Annotated in this window: 14 protein-coding genes and 1 pseudogene; 5 read left to right on the top strand and 10 right to left on the bottom strand. The window is 63.9% G+C overall.

Translation table 11 applies throughout. From position 1 onward, the window contains the following. Positions 1 to 123: 123 nt before the first annotated feature. The 4 genes from QQS38_RS15290 to QQS38_RS15275 all read right to left on the bottom strand — a co-directional run bounded on the left by QQS38_RS15290 (position 124) and on the right by QQS38_RS15275 (position 3,698). Positions 124 to 1,230: a hypothetical protein gene (locus QQS38_RS15290; protein ID WP_479646219.1), complete on the bottom strand. Its 1,107-nt coding sequence runs from the start codon at positions 1,228 to 1,230 to the stop codon at positions 124 to 126. A 73-nt stretch (positions 1,231 to 1,303) separates the two neighbouring features. Next, on the bottom strand, positions 1,304 to 2,050 hold the full coding sequence (locus QQS38_RS15285; protein ID WP_479646218.1) for a metal-dependent hydrolase: 747 nt from the start codon (positions 2,048 to 2,050) through the stop codon (positions 1,304 to 1,306). Beyond that, the gene (locus QQS38_RS15280) at positions 2,047 to 2,955 is read right to left on the bottom strand and encodes a fatty acid desaturase family protein (RefSeq protein ID WP_479646217.1); all 909 of its coding nucleotides are present in this window, start codon (positions 2,953 to 2,955) and stop codon (positions 2,047 to 2,049) included. Before QQS38_RS15280 ends, QQS38_RS15285 begins: the two co-directional genes overlap by 4 nt. A gap of 11 nt (positions 2,956 to 2,966) precedes the next feature. Further along, complete coding sequence (locus tag QQS38_RS15275; RefSeq protein WP_479646216.1) at positions 2,967 to 3,698, bottom strand: hypothetical protein; 732 nt, start codon at positions 3,696 to 3,698, stop codon at positions 2,967 to 2,969. 375 nt (positions 3,699 to 4,073) lie between these two features. Here QQS38_RS15275 and QQS38_RS15270 point away from each other — a divergent pair, with 375 nt between their 5' ends. Then, complete coding sequence (locus QQS38_RS15270) at positions 4,074 to 4,676, top strand: type III effector (RefSeq protein ID WP_479646215.1); 603 nt, start codon at positions 4,074 to 4,076, stop codon at positions 4,674 to 4,676. Between the two features lie 138 nt (positions 4,677 to 4,814). Further along, positions 4,815 to 5,948, top strand: a complete 1,134-nt coding sequence (locus QQS38_RS15265; protein ID WP_479646214.1) for a hypothetical protein — start codon at positions 4,815 to 4,817, stop codon at positions 5,946 to 5,948. A gap of 244 nt (positions 5,949 to 6,192) precedes the next feature. On the opposite strand, the gene glgX is transcribed toward QQS38_RS15265, so the two are convergent. Together glgX and QQS38_RS15255 are read right to left on the bottom strand one after the other, a co-directional pair. Then, positions 6,193 to 8,382: a glycogen debranching protein GlgX gene (gene glgX, locus QQS38_RS15260; RefSeq protein ID WP_479646213.1), complete on the bottom strand. Its 2,190-nt coding sequence runs from the start codon at positions 8,380 to 8,382 to the stop codon at positions 6,193 to 6,195. A 117-nt stretch (positions 8,383 to 8,499) separates the two neighbouring features. Beyond that, a complete protein-coding gene (locus tag QQS38_RS15255; protein WP_479646212.1) occupies positions 8,500 to 9,450 on the bottom strand; it encodes a universal stress protein in 951 nt (316 codons plus the stop codon). Between the two features lie 182 nt (positions 9,451 to 9,632). On the opposite strand from QQS38_RS15255, the gene QQS38_RS15250 reads away from it, so the two are divergent. Then, positions 9,633 to 11,924, top strand: coding sequence for a heavy metal translocating P-type ATPase (locus QQS38_RS15250; RefSeq protein ID WP_479646211.1), 2,292 nt, complete (start codon positions 9,633 to 9,635; stop codon positions 11,922 to 11,924). Between the two features lie 37 nt (positions 11,925 to 11,961). Here the strand turns inward: QQS38_RS15250 and QQS38_RS15245 are convergent, their stop codons facing one another. From QQS38_RS15245 to QQS38_RS15230, 4 genes are all read right to left on the bottom strand, one after another. Next, complete coding sequence (locus QQS38_RS15245) at positions 11,962 to 12,579, bottom strand: LysE family translocator (RefSeq protein ID WP_479646210.1); 618 nt, start codon at positions 12,577 to 12,579, stop codon at positions 11,962 to 11,964. A gap of 109 nt (positions 12,580 to 12,688) precedes the next feature. After that, positions 12,689 to 14,101, bottom strand: coding sequence for a sensor domain-containing diguanylate cyclase (locus QQS38_RS15240; protein ID WP_479646209.1), 1,413 nt, complete (start codon positions 14,099 to 14,101; stop codon positions 12,689 to 12,691). A 125-nt stretch (positions 14,102 to 14,226) separates the two neighbouring features. Then, positions 14,227 to 15,309: a calcium:cation antiporter gene (locus tag QQS38_RS15235; RefSeq protein WP_479646208.1), complete on the bottom strand. Its 1,083-nt coding sequence runs from the start codon at positions 15,307 to 15,309 to the stop codon at positions 14,227 to 14,229. A gap of 193 nt (positions 15,310 to 15,502) precedes the next feature. Further along, the gene (locus tag QQS38_RS15230) at positions 15,503 to 15,646 is read right to left on the bottom strand and encodes a hypothetical protein (protein ID WP_479646207.1); all 144 of its coding nucleotides are present in this window, start codon (positions 15,644 to 15,646) and stop codon (positions 15,503 to 15,505) included. 422 nt (positions 15,647 to 16,068) lie between these two features. Here QQS38_RS15230 and ilvD point away from each other — a divergent pair, with 422 nt between their 5' ends. Together ilvD and QQS38_RS15220 are read left to right on the top strand one after the other, a co-directional pair. Further along, positions 16,069 to 17,931 carry a dihydroxy-acid dehydratase gene (ilvD, locus tag QQS38_RS15225; RefSeq protein ID WP_479646206.1) on the top strand — a complete coding sequence of 621 codons (1,863 nt, stop codon included), beginning with the start codon at positions 16,069 to 16,071 and terminating at the stop codon, positions 17,929 to 17,931. 518 nt (positions 17,932 to 18,449) lie between these two features. Continuing rightward, a pseudogene (locus QQS38_RS15220) lies at positions 18,450 to 18,669 on the top strand (Rhs family protein); the annotation flags it as partial.

Genomic DNA, 18,669 nt, shown 5'->3' with positions numbered 1-18,669 from the left:
AATATGGATTCGAAGGACATGCTAGCGTCGTGCCGCGCGGCGGCCGAGCGGAGAGCGCGAAACCCCGTGGCCTACGACGAAATGCATGTGCCGGGCCGGATCGGCGCCCGCGTATCGAACGATTCATGACAAGGCGAATTCGATCCCAGCCCGTTGCAGGGCGATGCCCGATGCGGGGTCGATCGCCGGCGCGAAATCGACTTCGAACATTTTCACGACGGACGTCGTGCCCGCATACTCGGTCAAAACCGGCAGCAGGGGATCGTCGTCGTGCATCGCCGCCAGCGCATACAGCCACGGTCCGTGACACAACGCGTTATAGACATGGCGCAGCAAGGCGGCGCATAGCGCTGCGTCGTCGTTTTCCACGGCGATGAACGCGAGATAGAGGTAGGGAAGCCGAGCGCCGATGGCCGGTAGCCGGGGAAGACGGCACAGGGACGCTACCAGATTGTAAGGCGTCCTAAGCAATTGCGTCGCGCGCGGGTACCGCTCGACGTGGGCTTGCCGCAGCGGTGCTTGATCCCATGCGGCGATCGTCGCGCAGATGCGCTCATCGCGCAGCGCCACGAAAAAATCTTGTGCGCGTAATGTGTCGCATCGGCCGCCGGGCTCGAAATCGGCCGTATCGAGGATCGGCGCCCACCTCAAGCGGCTGCGCCGCTCATTGATGAACTGCACGAGTGCGGGCAACTCGTCCGCCCGCGCGCGCCGCAGCTCGATGCCGGGCACGCCGGGCTCGGCGCGCCGGCGTGTGAGACGTATCGCCCGTGCGAGCAACCGCGCGCGCTGCACGTAAAACGGCAGCCCCGCTCGCCCGCCGACGAGATTGCCGAGCGCCGCTTCGTTGTCGCCGTAGATCAGCGTGTAGGCCGGCAGCGGTTCGGCATCGTGCAGCGTGCGCAGATATCGAAACACGCGGGAGAGCAGCACGCCGCTGCGGTGATCGCGATCGATGCGCAGGTCGGACAGATAGGCGGTGCGCCGCGGTTGACCGTCGATGTACGAGGCGGTCACGCAGCGGCTGCCGGTGGCGACGATACGACCCGTCGCGCTCTCACGGCCGACGATGATTTGAACGGGCATGCCGAGCAAACGCGATGACGCGAAGAAGGAAGGTTCGCGCCGCAAACTGATCGCGGCGGCGCCTTCGATCCAATCATGCGCCATCCGGCCGCGAAGTTGGGCGTCGTCGGCGGGAGCGGCTAAAGAGAAGTGATAACGGCTCATGGGTGTGCAAGTCGATCGAAAAGAGCGAAGTCTGCGAGAAAAATCACGGCTTCCATGTTCCCCGAATGCGTCTTCAAAGCGCCCGGCCCAACGGCGCGAACACGCAGCGGCACCATCCGAATGCCATTCGCGCGAACGAGGGAACCGCGGCCGCAGCAAAGCGCACGGCATCGAGCAACATCGCGCGACGGCCAACCCCGGAGCGAATATCGCAGCGACATAGGGCAACGGTGTATCTCGCCAAATCGAGTGCGAGATAGGCGGTCGCAAGCACGAGCGCGAACCGTAGCGCGCCGGGAGGCACACCGGCGTGAGCGCAAACGTCTATCGCGACGTGACGGTGGCCGAGTTCCTCACGTGCATGCCAACGCCATAGCCGGCTTGCGCGCGATGCGTCGTCTATCAACAGGTTGTCGTTCGAGCCGATCTCCTCGGCGAGCACGGCCGTCAAATGCTCGAATGCGGCAACGAGTGCAAGCCGCATCGGCAAGCCCATCCGGTTCAGTTCCTCGGTGACGCGTTGCGCGCGTTGCATGACGAGGCGAACCTCGGGGGCGTCCTCCGCCATCGCGTCGTTATAACGTTGATGCGCTTGCCGATGTGCGCGCTCTTCGCGCACGAAGCGATGGATTTCCCGTTCGAGCGCGGCCGCGGGGGAAGGCGTTGCGCACGCGCGCCACGTTTCGAGCGTCTCGATCAGGAACGCTTCGCCGGGCGGTAGCAGCAACGACAGCGCGTCGAAGAAACGGCTGCGCACGTAGGTGCGATTCCAGCGCCGCGCAATGGCACGCGGCCTGGTCGTGTCGAACGAGGCGCTCATCGCCCGGCCCCCGGCCGCGCCGGCGGTTCGGCGCGCGCGCTATCGTCCATTTGCCACGACCTCGGCCCTTCACGGAGCCAGCGGCGCACGAAAGCACCATAGGTGTAGGGCGTCGGCGCTGTCGCGTCGGCCATGAGCCGGCCCGGCGCTTGGAACCACGGCAACGCGGGATCGCGGTGATGGACGCGGTGCAACGTGCGGTGCAGCGTCAACCATCCGAGCCCGGAGGGCAGCACGACGTCGTGCGTCAGCGAACCCGGGGCGCGCCGGTGCGATCCGGGCACGACGGCTACGCCGTAATGTTCCGACTGTGTGAGCACGAAGTCGATCCACGCGAACAGGGCGAGCGGAAGCAAATAGGCGAGGGCCAAGGTTCGTGGGGCATAGTGGGCGCCCAACGCCAGCAACGCGACGAATGCAATCATCCAGAGCAGCGTTGCATTGCGCTGCACGCGCTTGGCGGCGGGCACCATCGCCCAGCCGATTCGGTTCAGATGCCACGCGACCCAGGGAAGCTCTATCGGCGCCAGCAACCAAATCCATCGTGTGCGCCAGCTCAGCGAGTAGAGCCGCCCTTCGGGATCGTGCTGCGTGCAGGTATGGCGGTGGTGTGCGAGATGAAAGTACCGGTACGCAAAAAAATTGACACCGAACAGCGCGGCGCATGCCACGCCGACGATGTCGTTGAGCGCGCGATTGCCGAAAAACGTTCGATGTACCGCCAGATGCTTCGTCTCCTGGCAGCCGACCATCAGCAGCGCTTGCGGCACGGCAAGCAGTGCGGCAAGCCATGTATCGGCCGCAAGCGCTATGAGACTGGTATTGGTCAGAACGGCTAATAAAAAAAGCGCGCTAGGCCAATGGACGTGTCCGCGGCGGGCAAATCGTCGGATGGAAGCATGCATGACGCGATGTCTCAAAGAAAGCGGGACAAGGGGAGGGTCGCCCGCTGAACCGAAACCAGCGGCAGCGATGCCCATAGCGGACCGAGCGAGGACAGTGGCACCGTTCCCCGTAGCAGTACGCCGTAGTCGAGCGAGCGCTCATGAGGAAAGTAGTTGGGCTTGACCGACACGATCTTCGAGAACCCGCGCGAGCTGTAATAGCGCAATTGCGGATCGAGCGGCAGGCCCGCACGGCGCGCCCTGACGTAGTCTTGGGCACGCGCGCCCGGATGGGCGGCCAACCAGTCGCGCAGGCCCGGAATCGGGGAGCCGAGATAGATGTGGCGGCAGCCGCGCTTGAGCGCATATGGCCAAAAGAACCTGAGCAAGGCGGTTACCCCCGCCGCATCGCGGCTCGTGAGACTCACGCCGAACAAGGTGGAACTCGTGCGCGGCTCGGGGAGCGACGCGCAGTCGCGCCATGTATGCACACGGCGATGAAAGTCGTCGGGCACGGGGCGCATGAATAGCGAGGCGAGCAGTCGGTCGGAGCGTGCGCAAAACGCCCCGACCGCGAGGTCGGGGTACGCATCGATTCGGGCTCGCAACGCCTCTTGCGAAGCGGCTTGAACGTCATCCCATTTCTCGTGTTCGAGCTCGATCAGGGCGGGCAAATCGCGGAGCGTCAAAAATCGCGCGTGCGCCCCTGCGTCGGCAGCGGCGCGTGCATTGGAAGGCGAGAGAAAATGAAGTGCGTGATCCATAAAAATATTTTGTGACCGTTATTCAAAAACGTGATGGAGCGTGAATAAACGGAGTGCTGCGTATTTAGCGAAATCTACGTGTCACGGTCATGACAGGTATAAAGCGCCATTGGAGAATCGTTGTGGGTTGATTGCGCCGGATTAAGCCGATTCGTTAATGGAATCGGTTTTTCGTCATTATTGCGCCGGCAAACCGCAATCCGAACCGATATTCGCGCATAACGTTTTCGACGAGCGAGGATACGAATGCATGGCCGAGGGGTGAGACGCGCCGCGCAGGCTTTGGTGGGCGCAACCGAAGGCAAGGGCAAGAGCCCGAAATCCGCGGAGCTACAGGAGCAGACCGGGTCATCACGTCCGAACCGAAGTTCGCCCATGCTCGAGCCGTTGCGCGGCAGGCGTGTCCATACCGTCGTAGCCGACACGAAGATCGCCGATGACGGCAAGGTCGTGGACCCAGGACATGTGCAATATCAGACATCGGAATCCGAGCGCAGGCGCGACCCGCAATTGGCGCGTGCGATCGGTCATGCCCGCCGCACCGATGCGCTCGCGCCTCGTCCCGAGCGGCTCGAAGTGAGCGGCACGCTTCCGGACGGCAAGCCGTTTCGCGTCAATGCGCTCAAGGGCGCGGCGATCGATGCGGGCGACGACAAGATCATCGATCCCGGCAGGGTATCTCGCGTGATCGATCATGGCGAAATGACGGACGAGCAGATCGCGCGGATGAAAGCGATGCAGCGACGGCCGATCTTTCCCGATTATGAAACGAGTGGCGCGCAGGGAAGCAACTGCGTTCATGGTCATGCGCAAGTGGCGCGCACGGTGTTCGATTGGAACGTGCAGCCCGAACGCCATGCGAGGCCTCAGGACCTGGCCGAGCAAATGGCGCATTTCAGGACGCGGAAGAGGACGTCCCCCGGTGCGGATAGCGGCGCGGCGTCGAGCGATTCGCGCGAGGCGGAGGACGAAGCGTAAAGCAGCGGTGGGGCGGTCGCCGAACGGGATTTCGCCGGCACGGGCACAAAGCATGCTGACGGTCTCTTGCGCTCATTGCATGCCGTCAGCGCGAACGGCATACGAGCCTGCAACCCGCATAGCCCTCGGAGACAAGTCATGGCTGAACTCAACGCCCCCTTAAGATCCGATGCATTGGCCGAAAATCGCGCCGCATGGTGGCCTCATGCCGGCGTCGTGTCATGGAGCGCCGTATTTGCGGGCGCCGTCGCGGCGGCAGCGTTCGGCCTGATCTTGCTGACGCTGGGCACGGGCCTTGGGCTTGCCGCGATCTCGCCTTGGCATTCGGCGAGCACAACCGCGTCGAGGTTCGGAGTCGCTGCGATCGTCTGGGTGTGCGTCACGCAGGTCCTCACCTCGGGGTTGGGCGGTTACCTGGCTGGCAGGCTCCGGCATCGATGGCTGGTCGTGGCAGCGGACGAGGTCTACTTCCGCGACACGGCGCAAGGCTTTCTGACCTGGGCCGTGGCTACGCTCGCCACGGCCGCGCTGTTCGCGGCCCTGTTGCCGGTCGCGGGCCGCGCCGGGGCTCAAGCCGCGGCGCGATCGGCATCGGCGGCGGTGCTCGTTGATCGCGGCGACGCAGCGGCCGCTGCGAATCGCTGGCCCATCGGCTACTTCGTCGACTCCCTGTTCCGGCAACCGTCCCCGTCCTCGTCCGCCTCCGCCGCCACACCCGTGGTCGCGCCGGCTCCTGTTGCGGCCGTGGCGGGTTCGGCTCCGGCCGCGGATACCGCAGCAAGCTCCGCCGCCAATGCGTCGGCGCCTTCGTCTGCTGCGCCCGCCGTCAATGGCGCAGCGAATACGGCGGCGGGCGCGGTGGTGAGCGCCGTTGCCACGCCCGCGATCGCGGCTGCCGCAAACGCGGAGCCGGCGCCTGCAATGGCCGAGCCCGCGACGTCCGGTACGCCGCCCAAGCCGGAGGTGACGCGCATTTTCCTCAATGCGCTGGCAACGGGCGATTCACTTTCGCCAGCCGACACCGCATACGTCGCGAGCATCGTGTCGCGATACACCGGGCTGGCTCCCGATGCGGCGCAGGCTCGCGTCGATGCAACGTATACGCAGCTTCAACGCAAAGTCGCGGCGATGGACAGCGCGGCGAAAGCCGCCGCGGATATCGCGCGCCGCTCGGCCATCTCCGCGTCGTTGTGGCTATTCGTGTCGCTGCTGATGGGCGCGTTCGCGGCGTGCTTCATGGCGGTGCTCGGCGGACGCTTGCGCGATATCTGACCGAGCTCGAAACGACGCCGCGACGGTGCGGATACATTCGATTCGATCCAATCCAATCCAATCCAATCCAATCCCACAAACGAACCAGGAGGACGTATGCGCTCGATCCTGCTTTACCTGCTCGGTGTACCGATTCCGATCATCATCTTGATTGCGCTGCTGTATCACTGATACGGCGGAGATAGGCGTACCGAGATGCGAGCGGCGCGAGGGCGTTATTGGCCCCGCGCCGCTCGGCCCGGCCCTACTTCGGGTCTGCGTCTTCGGTCAATTTCTTGCCAAGGCTGGCGAAAATGCGCTGTGTTCGGCCTTTGGCGTGCAGTGCAAAAAGAAGCAGCGAACGCCCGGTCACTTGGTACACGTCGCCCGATTCGAAATCGGGCAATTCGTCGCGCACGGGTACGTTCGTATCGATGAGGCAACTCCATTGATCGCTGCCTGCGATGTCGGGCAGCTTGAAGTCGACGACGTCATGATGGGCGTTCATCACGATGAGCAAGGTGGCGTCGGAAGCCGGCTTGTGGATGCCGCTCGTCTGCGCGCGGCCGTCGAGCAAGACGCCGAAGCATCGCATCGACGGATCGTTCCATTGCTCCTGCGCGAGGTCGGTGCCGGCCGGACTCAACCAGCGCACTTCGCATAGCTGCTGACGCTCGTCGAATTGGCCGGTCAAAAAGCGATTGCGGCGCAGGACCGGCAGCGTATGACGCAGCATCGTCAGCTTGATGACGAAGTCGGTCAACGCGTGCCCATCGTCGTCGATCCCGGCCCAGTCGACCCAACTTATTTCGTTGTCCTGACAATAGGCATTGTTGTTGCCGCGTTGCGTGCGGCCGAACTCGTCGCCGGCGACGATCATCGGCGTGCCTTGGGAAAAGAGCAGCGTGGCCAGCAGGTTACGTTTCTGCCGTTCGCGCAAAGCTTTGATTTGCAGATCGTCGGTCGGCCCCTCGGCGCCGCAGTTCCACGACTTGTTGTCGGCATGGCCGTCGTTGTTGTCTTCGCCGTTCGCTTCATTGTGCTTCTCGTTATACGAAACCAAATCGTTCAGCGTAAAGCCGTCGTGCGCCGTCACGAAGTTCACGCTGGCCCACGGGCGTCGCCCGCGGCGGTTGAACTTGTCGCCCGAGCCGGTGATCCGGCTCGCCAGCTCCGCCGCGACCCCCTCGTCGCTCTTCCAGAAGGCGCGCACGGTGTCGCGGAATCGATCGTTCCATTCGGCCCACCCCGGCGGGAAACCGCCGACCTGATATCCGCCTGGGCCGCAGTCCCATGGTTCGCCGATGAGCTTGACGCTCGACAGGACGGGATCTTGCCGGCAGCTATGCAGGAAGCTCCCGCCTTCGTCGAAACCGTATGGTTCGCGCGCGAGAATCGTCGCGAGATCGAAGCGAAAGCCGTCGACGTTCATTTCCCCCACCCAGTAGCGCAAGCTGTCGGTGACCATTTGCAGCACGCGGGGGTGGGACAGATTCAGGGTGTTGCCCGTGCCCGTATCGTTGATGTAATAGCGCGGCTGGTCTGGCAGCAGCCGGTAATACGACGCGTTGTCGATGCCGCGAAACGACAGCGTCGGGCCGCGCTCGTTGCCTTCGGCGGTATGGTTGTACACCACATCGAGAATGACTTCGAGCCCTGCGTCGTGATAGCGGTCGATCATCTCTTTGAACTCGCGAATCGTATCCGCGTTGCGCGCGAAGAAACGGGGATCGGCGGCGAAGAAACCGATCGTGTTGTATCCCCAGTAGTTCGTGAGTCCTTTGTCGAGCAGATAGCTGTCGTTGACGAACGAATGAATCGGCATCAATTCGACCGTGGTAACGCCTAAGCGCTTGATGTAGTCCACCACTTCCTTCTGCGCCAGGCCTTCGAAGGTGCCGCGCAGCCGTTGTGCGATGCCCGGGTGGCGCTTCGTGTAGCCGCGCACATGCAGTTCGTAGATGATGGCGCGGTCCCACGGCACGCGCACGCGCATCGGGTGCGTCCAAGAGAAGGTTTGATCGACCACGACGCACTTGGGCACGAACGGGGCGCTGTCGCGCTCGTCGAATGTCAGATCGTCACCGTCCGCGCCGATCGTGTAGCCGAATACGGCATGGTCCCACTTCAAAGCGCCGACGTGCGCTTTCGCATAGGGATCGAGCAGTAGTTTGTTCGGATTGAAGCGATGGCCGGCTTCGGGCTCGTACGGGCCATGCACGCGGTAGCCGTAAACGGCGCCCGGGGCGAGACCCGGCACGTAGACGTGCCAGACTTCGTCGGTATATTCGGGTAATTCGATGCGTTCGAGCTCACGCTGGCCCGCTTCGTCGAACAGGCACAACTCGACTTTGGTCGCATTCGCAGAGAACAGCGCGAAGTTCACCCCCGCGCCGTCCCAGCTTGCCCCCAAGGGAAAAGGAAGCCCTTCGGCAATCGACGTAATGCTCGGCATATCACTCTCGGCGGTTTGGTTTCGGCGCGAGAGCAATGCAAGTTTCGTACCCAGCGGCGCAGCTTCGAAGACGCGTGAGAACCGGCTGGGTCAGGACTGGGCCGCCAACGCCGCGCCTTAGGTTTGGCTGCCGTGAACGAGCAGCAGCGGCACGCTGGCAAGGCGAGCGACCCGCTCGGCAACGCTGCCGAGCAGCCACCGTGCGATGCCGCGTCTCCCATGCGTGCCCATGACGATGAGTTCCGCGTTCCAGGCGTCGGCTTCGCGCACGATCGTCTGGGCCACATCGTCCTGCGTGTGGGCGGTTTTGGCGAGGCGCGTACCCGTGTTGACGGAGGCTTCGGCCAGCGTCGACTTCGCGTCGGAAAGCGCTTTCGTTCCTTGTTCGATGAAAGCGTCCTCGAGTACATCGATGGGCACGAGATCGCTCAGACGCACCGCGCGATCGATGACATACAAGGCGAGAAGCGAGGCATCGGGCGCGGCGAAGCGGGCGCCGTAATGCAATGCCTGGGTGGCATGCGGGCTGCCGTCCACGGCGAAGACGATGCGTTGCGGTGCGCGATCGACCTCGCCGGCATAGGCGGCCGGCACGATCAGGATCGGGGAGTCGGCGAGTCGCGCCAGCGGCGCCGAGACGCCCCCTTCGATCCAGCGCAGAACGCCGTGGTGTTGCCGGGCGCCCACCACGATGAGTTCCGCTCCCGATGCTTGCGCGGCCTCGAGCAGCGCGTGGACCACGTTGCCGCCGTGCTTTGCAAGGTCGACTTCCTCGGTGTCGACCTGGACATCTCGTCCGGCGAACGCGTCCTTGGCTTGGGCAAGCGCGCGCTCGGCGTCGCGCAGTAGCTCATCGCGCGCCGCGTCGAGCGAGGCGCTGGCGAGCGTGCCTAGCGGCACGAGCGTGCGCGGGTCTTCGGCGATGCTGACCAGCCGCACCTGAGCGCCTGGCGCGACCATGTTGCGCGCATAGGCGACGGCGCGTTGCGAGGCAGCGGAAGGATCGACCGCAATGAGAATCTTCGTGGGTAGGCGCGGGCCTTGATGGGTAGAGGCGGGGGCGTTCATGTTTTGCTCCTTGCGGGCGGGATTCGGTCCCGATATCGAGGATTGTGTTGGGCGCGCGGCATTTGCCCTTTGACGAACGTCAAGGTCATGCGTTTGCGGCAGGTCAATGCACGTGGGGACTCGCGGCGTAGCATCGACGGCACGCAACGTTTCTTGGTTCTTGTTTCTTCTTTTCGGTTGCCATGCCGCGCCTTCCTCTTTCCGTCGATTTCATGCTTTTACTCGGCTCGGCGCTCACGCTCTTGACCGGGGGCGTGTGCGTCGCGTTCGGCATGGGAGCGCTCGGACACGCTATTTGGCTTGCCGGAGCGCTGCCGGTCTTGCTCGCGCTGACGATCTCCATCGGAAAGGCCGTGTTCAAACGCCAAGCGGGCGTGGATATCCTCGCGTGGCTGGCCATCGGCCTGGCGCTTGCGCTGGGCGAGACGCTCGCCGCAGCAGTGATCGCATTGATGGTTGCGAGCGGGCGAGCGCTCGAGCAATACGCTCAGCGCCGCGCGAGGCGCGAAATGACCGCGTTGCTGAGTCGCGCACCGCGGGTTGCCATGCGCTTGGAGGGGGGGCAATGGCAAGCGGTCGCACTGGATGCCGTTCGCCCCGGCGACCGCTTGCTCGTACGAAGCGGCGAGTGCGCCCCGGTGGACGGCGCACTCACGGGCGCCGCGCAATTGGACGAGTCGATGTTGACCGGCGAATCGGCGATCGTGGGGCGGCTGGCGGGGCAGTCGGTGCGTAGCGGCGTCGTCAATGCCGGTAGTCCGTTCGAAATGGTGGCCGGCGCGCGTGCAGAAGACAGCACCTACGCCGGCATCGTGCGCATGGTTGAAGCGGCGCAGCGCGAGCGTAGTCCGTCGGCGCGGCTCGCCGATCGCTACGGGGCATTCTTCGTCTTGCTCTCGTTGATGCTGGCCGGCGGCAGTTGGTGGGCAACGAGTGAGCTTGCACGCGCGCTCGCGGTGCTCGTCGTCGCCACGCCGTGCCCGCTGATTCTCGGTGTGCCGGTGGCGATCGTTTCCGGCATATCGAATTGCGCCAAACGCGGCATTCTGGTCAAGGGGGGCGGCGCGTTGGAGCGGCTCGCGCAAGCGAGCATCCTCTTCTTCGACAAAACCGGGACGCTCACGGGCGGACGGGCGCGGCTCGCCTCGATACACTGTGCAACGCACATCCAGCCCGATGCCGTGCTGCGCTTCGCCGCGTCGCTGGCGCAAGCGTCCGGCCACGTGATTTCCGAAGCACTGACGATTGCGGCGCGCGAGCGCAACATCGCCCTATCGGCGCCTTGCGCCGTCGAGGAAACCGCGGGTGCGGGATTACGCGGGCAAGTCGACGGCGCGAACGTCGCGATAGGCAGTTTCGCCTACGTCTCGTCGCTCGCCGCAAGCGTGCCCTGGAGTGAAGACCTGCTGCGAGACATCGGCTACGAAGGCGGGGCCGCCGTATTCGTCGCCGTGGACGGCGAGATGATCGGCGCGGTTCGGCTGGCCGATCAATTGCGAATCGATACGCCAAGGGCATTGCGCCTGCTCAGGCGTGAAGGCATCGACCGGCTCGTGATGCTGACGGGCGACAGAGAGGACGTCGCGCAAAGCGTCGGCGCGATGCTCGGCGTCACAGAAGTGCGCGCCGAGCAAACCCCCGCGGATAAACTGCATGCGGTCGAAGCCGCGCGGCGCGAAGGCGTCGTGATCATGGTCGGCGACGGCGTCAATGACGCGCCGGCGCTTGCCGCGGCCGATGTGGGCGTGGCCATGGGCGCGCGCGGGGCGGCGGCGTCTTCGGAAGCAGCTGACGCCGTGCTGCTCGTCGATCGTCTGGACCGCCTCGTCGATGCCGTTCGCATCGCTCGGCGCGCGCGCCGGATCGCGCTCCAATGCGTCGTCATGGGCATGGGATTGTCGACGGGCGCGATGATCGCTGCGGCGCTGGGGTGGCTGCCGCCTGTCGCCGGTGCGATGCTTCAAGAAGCGATCGACGTACTCGTGATCGTCAATGCTTTGCGAGCGGCGCGGGTTCGCCCAGCCGCGCCGGCGCGCGCGCTTGCGCACATCGACGTGCAGCGCCTGAAGGCCGAACATGCCGCGCTCGCGCCGGTGCTCGAGCAGATCAGAGCGCTCGCCGACGAATTGCCGGAGCTCGATGGCGCAGGCGTTGCCCATGCATTGTCGGCACTCAACGAAGCCCTCGATCGACGCCTGATTCCGCATGAGCGCGCGGACGACGAGAAGGTCTATCCGCGCCTCGCCCCGTTGCTGGGCGGCGACGATCCGCTCGCCGCGATGAGCGGCGCGCACCGAGAGATCTACGGTATGGCGCGCCGTCTGAAGCAGATGGCCGGCAGCATCGCAGCCGCTGGGCCGACGCTCGAACAACTGCGCGATGCGCAGCGCTTGCTCTACGGTTTAGAGGCGGTCGTGCGCTTGCATTGCGCTCAGGAAGAAGAGCTTTTCCATGCGGTGGACGCCTGCGCATGATGGCGTGTACACGCGTTGCCGCGCATGCGCTATTCGCTTACGACAAGCCATGCCGAAAGGTGGGTGCGATCGATGCGATCAGTAGGGCGGCCATCGTCCAGTTGAACGCGCGTAGCGCGGCGGAGCCCGCCAAGAATCGCCGCACGCCGAGGCCGAACGCCGCCCAGATCGAAATGCTCGGCAGATTGACGATGGCAAAAGCAACGGCCAGCGTCAGCGCGTTGACGAGCAGATTGTCGTTGACCCGAAACGCCGTGACGCCCGTGACCACCATCATCCACGCCTTCGGATTGACCCATTGGAATGCCACGGCTTGGAGGAAGGTCATCGGCCGCTTATTGGCGGCATCCACCGACAGCGAACGCGACGCGGCGATTTTCCAGGCGAGGTAAATCAGGTACACGACGCTCAGGACCTCCATCGCGGAGTAAAGTGCGGGCGCGCGCGCGAAGACCTGGCCCAGCCCGAGCGCAATGGCGACCATCATGATGGTGCAGCCGCAGGTGATGCCGAGCATATGCGGCAAGGTGCGGCGAAATCCGAAATTGACGCCCGACGCGAGCAGCATGGTGTTGTTGGGGCCGGGGGTGATCGACATCACCAACGCGAACGTCATGGCGGCCGAAAGCGCGGCGTAAGGCAAGGCGGTGAGCATGGCTTCGATCCTCGGATCGGCGGTATTCGAGGAGTGTATGGACAATGGCCGTAACAGTACCGGTACAGATTTTCAGATAATGATCGGTACGGAACAGGGCGGGCAGCAGCTACCGAACCGCCACTTGCCGGCGATCGAAGCTGTCTTTCAGCTCTTCTTCGCGGTTGTCCTCCACGCGATTGCGCCCGCGCGCCTTGGCGTCGTACAGCGCCGCGTCCGCGCTCGCCAGCAAGGCCGCCGGTTGAGCGCCCGGATGAAATCGGCTCGAGGCATGCCCGATCGATACGGTGACGTGGCACGCGTTCGCCCGCTTCATCGGCAACTCCATCTCGGCGATCGTCTGTCTCAAGCGCTCCGCAATGGCCCAACTCGCCTCGGGGTCGCACGCCGGGAGCACGACGACGAACTCTTCGCCGCCGTATCGCGCGACGAAATCCGTCTGCCGCGACAGCGATGCATTCAGTGCTTGGGCGATGCGTCGGAGGCACTCGTCTCCGGCCAGATGGCCGAATGCATCGTTATAGTTTTTGAAATGGTCGACGTCGACCAGCAAGAGCGAGAGCGGATTGCCGGTGCTGGTGGCGAGCGCCAGTTCGCGGGGATAGCGTTCGTCGAAATAGGCGCGATTGAACACGCCCGTGAGTCCGTCGCGCACGGACAGTTCCTTGAGGGCGCGGTGCGCATCGGCCAGCCTTTGATAGGTGCGGCTCGTCTCCGACATCAACATGCCGAGCACGGCATTGGCCGATACCATCGACGCGATTCGGGCGGCATACCAGCCGAGGCTGTAGCGTGCGCCGGCGCCAAGCGTGAGCGTCACGTCGATAAAACCGGCCAGCAATGCCACGGCGAGCCAGAGGTCCATCAGCGTGCGCAATCGCGTCACCGATACGTGCATGAGCAGGGAAGCCAAGCAGATCGCCCAAACCGAGAGCAGGATCGGGTTCGCGGACAAATGGCGGTACGTCGGGGTGCTGGCCACGAGGTTGGGCAACTGATCGCGTGCGGCGGTCGCGGCGAGACTGAGCGCCAGCGCCAGGCCGATGGACGCGGCGACCATCGAGGCGCCGCCGATGCGGCGCCGCTCGATGCGTTGAACTGGCGGCCACTTGCGTGTCGTGAGCGCGAGCGCCGCCAACACCGCATAGCCTGTGCGCCACAGCAGCCATATCCAGATGGCGGTTTGCCGGCCCGCTCCGAACAATCCGCTGGCGGCGAACACGCCGGGATAGACGGCCAAGTGAAACGCCGCGCTGACGGTGGTAAAGGCGTAGGCGCACGCAAGCGCGGCAAAGACGATGCGGCCGGACGCGCGATACTGCGTCCAGAGCAGGAAGCCGGTTAGCCCTTCGGCGATGGTGACCGAGGTGGCGAAGATCGGCATGAACGGTTGCACGACGGCGCCTTGGGCCGTCGAGCGCGGCCAGACGTAAAGTGCGAGGCACAGCATCAGGGCGACGGCGATCGCGGCGGTCAGCCTCTGTGTTTTGTTGGCCGGAATTTGGATAAGCGTTGCTTGCATGGGACCGATAAATCGTTCGCGAGGGACAGCCCGCACAGCTTATCGCCTACGTTTCCCATGTACTACGGCAACTTTTAGCAAAACTGGAGTGACGTTCGACAACAGGTCGTGCGCTCGTTGCACGGTTAGTGCGTGACCGATAGGAACAAATACGCCGCGAACAGGGAAAGATGCACGGCCCCTTGCAACACGGTCGTGCGCCCGGTGCTCAGCGTCAATGCGCTGACGAATAGCGTCAGCGCCAGCAGCACGGTTTCCATGCCGCCGATCCCAAGCAGCAGAGGGCGCCCTGTCCAGATGAAAACGGCAGCGACCGTGGGAATGGTCAGTCCAATGCTCGCGAGCGCAGAACCGAGCGCGAGGTTCATGCTCGTTTGCAGGCGGTTGGCGCGCGCGGCGGCGACTGCGGCGAGCCCTTCGGGCAAGAGCACGAGCGCCGCGATCACGATGCCCACCGTGGCCGCGGGCGCGCCGAGATTCAGCACGCCGCGTTCGACCGCGGGCGAGAGCAATTTGGCGAGCAGGACGACCGCAACGAGGCTGGCGAATAGCAGCAGAAGGCTGACGAGCGCGACGCGGTTCGTCGGCTGCGTGGCGTGTTCGCTGTCATCGACGGCGCCCGACAGGAAGTATTCGCGATGGCGCACCGTCTGCACGAAGACGAAGACGCCGTATAGGACGAGCGAGGACACCCCGGCGAAGGCGAGTTGCGAGGTGGACAACTGCGGCCCGGGCATGGCGCTCAGGTAATTGGGCATGACCAGCGAGAGGACCGACAGCGACGCGAGCACCGCGAGCGCTTTGCTTGCGCTGAGCCCTTTGAAATCCTGCTCGCCGTGCCGCCAGCCGCCGACGAGCAGACACAAGCCCACGATACCGTTGCAGACGATCATGACCGCGGCAAATACGGTGTCGCGGGCCAGGCCCGCTTTTTCCGGGCCGCCTGTCAACATCACCGATACGATCAATGCGACTTCGATGACGGTCACGGCGATCGCGAGCACGAGCGTGCCGAACGGCTCGCCCACGCGGTGGGCAACGACCTCGGCATGATGAACCGCTGCGAAGACGGAGCCGACGAGCGCGACGCCGATCAGCGCGATCGCGATGCCCTCGGCATGCACGATGCGCGAGAGCACGAGCACTATCCAAGCGGCGAGCGGCGCCCAGAGCGTCCAGCGCGGAAGCGCATGCGATGAGGTCGACATGGAGGATCCTTGATCGTGGCTGACGCGATCGGGGATTCTATCAGGCGGGGGTGGGGGTTCGCGGCGCAGCGGGTGCGCGTGCGGATGTGAATGCGCTCGGCGCGGGCGCACTACGGAAGGGAATCAGACCCCGTGCCGCCTTTTCGGCGACACGATGGGCCTTCGACAACCGGCAATCGTCAGATGAAGGCCGTTACTCGGCCACGGAAACTTGCACCGAGCGCCGCTCGGCGGAGACCGTTGCGCGTTCCAGGCGCGGGCTCGCGCCGCGGATGAACAGGGCCGCACATGTCGCAACCATGGCCCAAACGCTGAGAATTACCGCCAACGTGCTCATGCTAGGTCTCCTGAATGTCGAGGATCGCGACTGCTGCGGCGTGGTGCCTGCCAGCGCGTCGATGCTTTGTAGTCTGCGCCCGCCAGCCGTTTTTCGATTGGACGAAAAGAAGCCGAATTCGACGCTAATCCAAGTCATGTGTTCGGCCCCTGTTTGTTCGCCAAGGCCATTGGTCGACACTTTACTCGCTTCCTGGCGTTCGTCCAATTCCCTGATATGCGTATCGACTTAGTTTGGCAGTAAAAATATATTGGACGACTTACGCCGCATCTCGCAGTATTCGTACCTGAACGTGTCCGAGGCGCGCGCCGGGGCGCAACTAGCGCTTCCTGGCGTCGACGGCCCCTCCCGGGGTTGGTTGCCTGCGTCCATTCCGCGTCTCGAATCACTGCAAATACCCGACTTAAACAACTGAGGACTCCATGCCCAACTATCGGTCACGCACATCGACCCACGGCCGCAACATGGCCGGCGCCCGCGCGCTTTGGCGCGCCACCGGGATGAAAGACGACGATTTCGGCAAGCCTATCATCGCCGTCGTGAATTCGTTCACCCAATTCGTTCCGGGGCATGTGCATCTGCGCGATCTCGGCGCGCTCGTCGCCCGGGAGATCGAAGCGGCAGGCGGCGTGGCCAAGGAATTCAATACGATCGCGGTCGATGACGGCATCGCGATGGGGCATGGCGGCATGCTTTATTCGCTGCCGTCGCGCGAACTGATTGCCGATTCGGTCGAATACATGGTCAACGCGCATTGCGCCGACGCCATGGTCTGTATTTCCAATTGCGACAAGATCACGCCGGGCATGTTGATGGCCGCGATGCGTCTGAACATTCCGGTTGTGTTCGTGTCGGGCGGCCCGATGGAAGCGGGCAAGGTCAAATCGCCGGCGGACGGGCAAGTGATCGCCAAGATCGACCTCATCGACGCGATGATCAAGGCGGGCGATCCGAAGATCAGCGATGCGGAGGTGGCGGAAGTCGAGCGCAGCGCTTGCCCGACGTGCGGCTCGTGCTCGGGTATGTTCACGGCCAACTCGATGAATTGCTTGACCGAAGCGATCGGCCTTTCGTTGCCCGGCAACGGCACGATCGTCGCCACGCATGCATGGCGCAAAGGCTTGTTCGAACAAGCGGGGCGCCTGATCGTCGACCTGTGCCGCCGTTACTACCAGGAAGAAGACGCGTCGGTGCTGCCGCGCAGCATCGCCAGCAAGCAGGCGTTCGAAAACGCGATGGCGCTCGACGTCGCCATGGGCGGCTCCACTAATACCGTGCTGCACCTGTTGGCTGCGGCGCAGGAAGCGGGCGTCGATTTCACGATGTCGGACATCGACCGTATCTCGCGCAAGGTGCCGTGCTTGTGCAAAGTGGCGCCCGCAACGGACAAATACCATATCGAGGACGTGCACCGGGCAGGCGGCATCCTCGGGATTCTCGGCGAACTCGCACGCGCCGATCTGCTCGATCTCTCGTGCGGCAACGTGCATAGCGGCACGCTTGGCAACGCAATCGCGAAGTGGGACGTCGCGGGCGGCGCGGGCGAAGAGGCGCAGAAGTTCTATCGCGCGGCGCCGGGCGGAATCCCCACTACTGTCGCATTCAGCCAAGAAGCGACGTTCACGCAGCTCGATACCGACCGCAAGGCTGGGTGCATTCGTAGCAAGCAGAGCGCCTATTCGAAGGACGGCGGTCTCGCGGTCCTGTATGGCAATTTGGCCGAGAAGGGCTGCATCGTCAAAACCGCGGGCGTCGACGAATCGCAATGGGTGTTCTCGGGGCGTGCGCGCGTGTTCGAAAGCCAGGACGAAGCCGTTGAAGCGATCTTGGGCGACAAGGTGGTGGCGGGCGATGTCGTCGTGATTCGCTACGAAGGCCCGAAGGGTGGCCCGGGGATGCAGGAGATGCTGTACCCCACGTCGTATTTGAAGTCGAAGGGACTCGGCAAGACCTGTGCGTTGTTTACCGACGGCCGTTTCTCGGGGGGCTCGTCGGGACTCGTGATCGGGCATGCCTCGCCGGAAGCAGCGGAAGGCGGCACCATCGGTCTCGTGGAAGAGGGCGATGTAATCGAAATCGACATTCCTCAGCGCAAGATGCACCTGGCCGTCGCGGATGAGGAATTGGCGCGCCGCCGTGCCGCAATGCAGGCGCGCGGCGATAAGGCATGGATGCCGGCCAACCGCGAGCGCGTCGTCTCGCAAGCGTTGCAAGCTTATGCGGCGCTGGCGACTTCGGCGGACCGGGGCGCCGTGCGCGATATTTCGCAACTGAAGCGTAAATGATGGGGCGCGGCTAGGCCGCGGCAGCGGCCCGGGGCATTGAAGGCCGGTGAGCGGGAGGCGCTTGCCGGCTCGATTAGTCTCTCGGCTGCGGTTTGTATCTGGGATTGGCAGCGAACTTATGGCGATGTTTAACCGATGGGTAGAGTCGGGCATCTGCCATAAGTTAGTGATGGCGCGTTGGGTGGCAGCGAGCCCACATAGTGAGTGATAGCGCCGTCTGATAACGATTACGGTTAGTGGCAGGGTATGGAGCCCCCGTCTGTTCCTTCAATTCACTAGTTGCACCGGCATTACCGGTTCTATCTGCTTGCCGAGCGACGTTCTGCCGATGACATTTGCATGAAGCGAATGCGATGGGAGTCGGCATTAATTGCCGGGTCTCGCGGAATTCACGACTGATATGGGGGATTGATTACTTGTTGAATAGCTTGTTATCGCTATTTGACTGATTGCACGGTAGATTTGCCGGTCGGCATTCATTAGAATCTTGCGCACTCAAGAACAAAGCAAGAATCGCCATGGCCGACGCGACCGTATTGCAACCCAAGCCGACCGACGTGTTCGTGTCGCCGCTCGTTAAGATCTCGCCTGAGGACGTCCATTCGGCGATTCATTCGCTCGATGTTTGGCTGCAAAGCATCAGCAAGGGTTTGATCACGGTCGAACGACTGAAGACGGTCGCGCAGACGGTTCCGGTGCTGGCCAACATTTTCGCCGCGGTCGATGCCGTGATGGATA

The sequence above is a fragment of the Trinickia sp. Z7 genome (genome assembly GCF_056498045.1).
The sequence above is the reverse complement of the archived record's forward strand: the minus strand, read 5'-3'. Positions and strand labels throughout refer to the sequence as shown.

Bases quoted from the DNA above. Each gene is read 5' to 3' on its own strand.
- QQS38_RS15255 (WP_479646212.1), bottom strand. From the start codon at position 9,450: ATGAACGCCCCCGCCTCTACCCATCAAGGCCCGCGCCTACCCACGAAG.
- ilvD (WP_479646206.1), top strand. From the start codon at position 16,069: ATGCCCAACTATCGGTCACGCACATCGACCCACGGCCGCAACATGGCC.
- QQS38_RS15280 (WP_479646217.1), bottom strand. From the start codon at position 2,955: ATGCATGCTTCCATCCGACGATTTGCCCGCCGCGGACACGTCCATTGG.
- QQS38_RS15285 (WP_479646218.1), bottom strand. From the start codon at position 2,050: ATGAGCGCCTCGTTCGACACGACCAGGCCGCGTGCCATTGCGCGGCGC.
- QQS38_RS15235 (WP_479646208.1), bottom strand. From the start codon at position 15,309: ATGTCGACCTCATCGCATGCGCTTCCGCGCTGGACGCTCTGGGCGCCG.
- glgX (WP_479646213.1), bottom strand. From the start codon at position 8,382: ATGCCGAGCATTACGTCGATTGCCGAAGGGCTTCCTTTTCCCTTGGGG.
- QQS38_RS15270 (WP_479646215.1), top strand. From the start codon at position 4,074: ATGCTCGAGCCGTTGCGCGGCAGGCGTGTCCATACCGTCGTAGCCGAC.
- QQS38_RS15230 (WP_479646207.1), bottom strand. From the start codon at position 15,646: ATGAGCACGTTGGCGGTAATTCTCAGCGTTTGGGCCATGGTTGCGACA.
- QQS38_RS15240 (WP_479646209.1), bottom strand. From the start codon at position 14,101: ATGCAAGCAACGCTTATCCAAATTCCGGCCAACAAAACACAGAGGCTG.
- QQS38_RS15290 (WP_479646219.1), bottom strand. From the start codon at position 1,230: ATGAGCCGTTATCACTTCTCTTTAGCCGCTCCCGCCGACGACGCCCAA.
- QQS38_RS15265 (WP_479646214.1), top strand. From the start codon at position 4,815: ATGGCTGAACTCAACGCCCCCTTAAGATCCGATGCATTGGCCGAAAAT.
- QQS38_RS15275 (WP_479646216.1), bottom strand. From the start codon at position 3,698: ATGGATCACGCACTTCATTTTCTCTCGCCTTCCAATGCACGCGCCGCT.
- QQS38_RS15250 (WP_479646211.1), top strand. From the start codon at position 9,633: ATGCCGCGCCTTCCTCTTTCCGTCGATTTCATGCTTTTACTCGGCTCG.
- QQS38_RS15245 (WP_479646210.1), bottom strand. From the start codon at position 12,579: ATGCTCACCGCCTTGCCTTACGCCGCGCTTTCGGCCGCCATGACGTTC.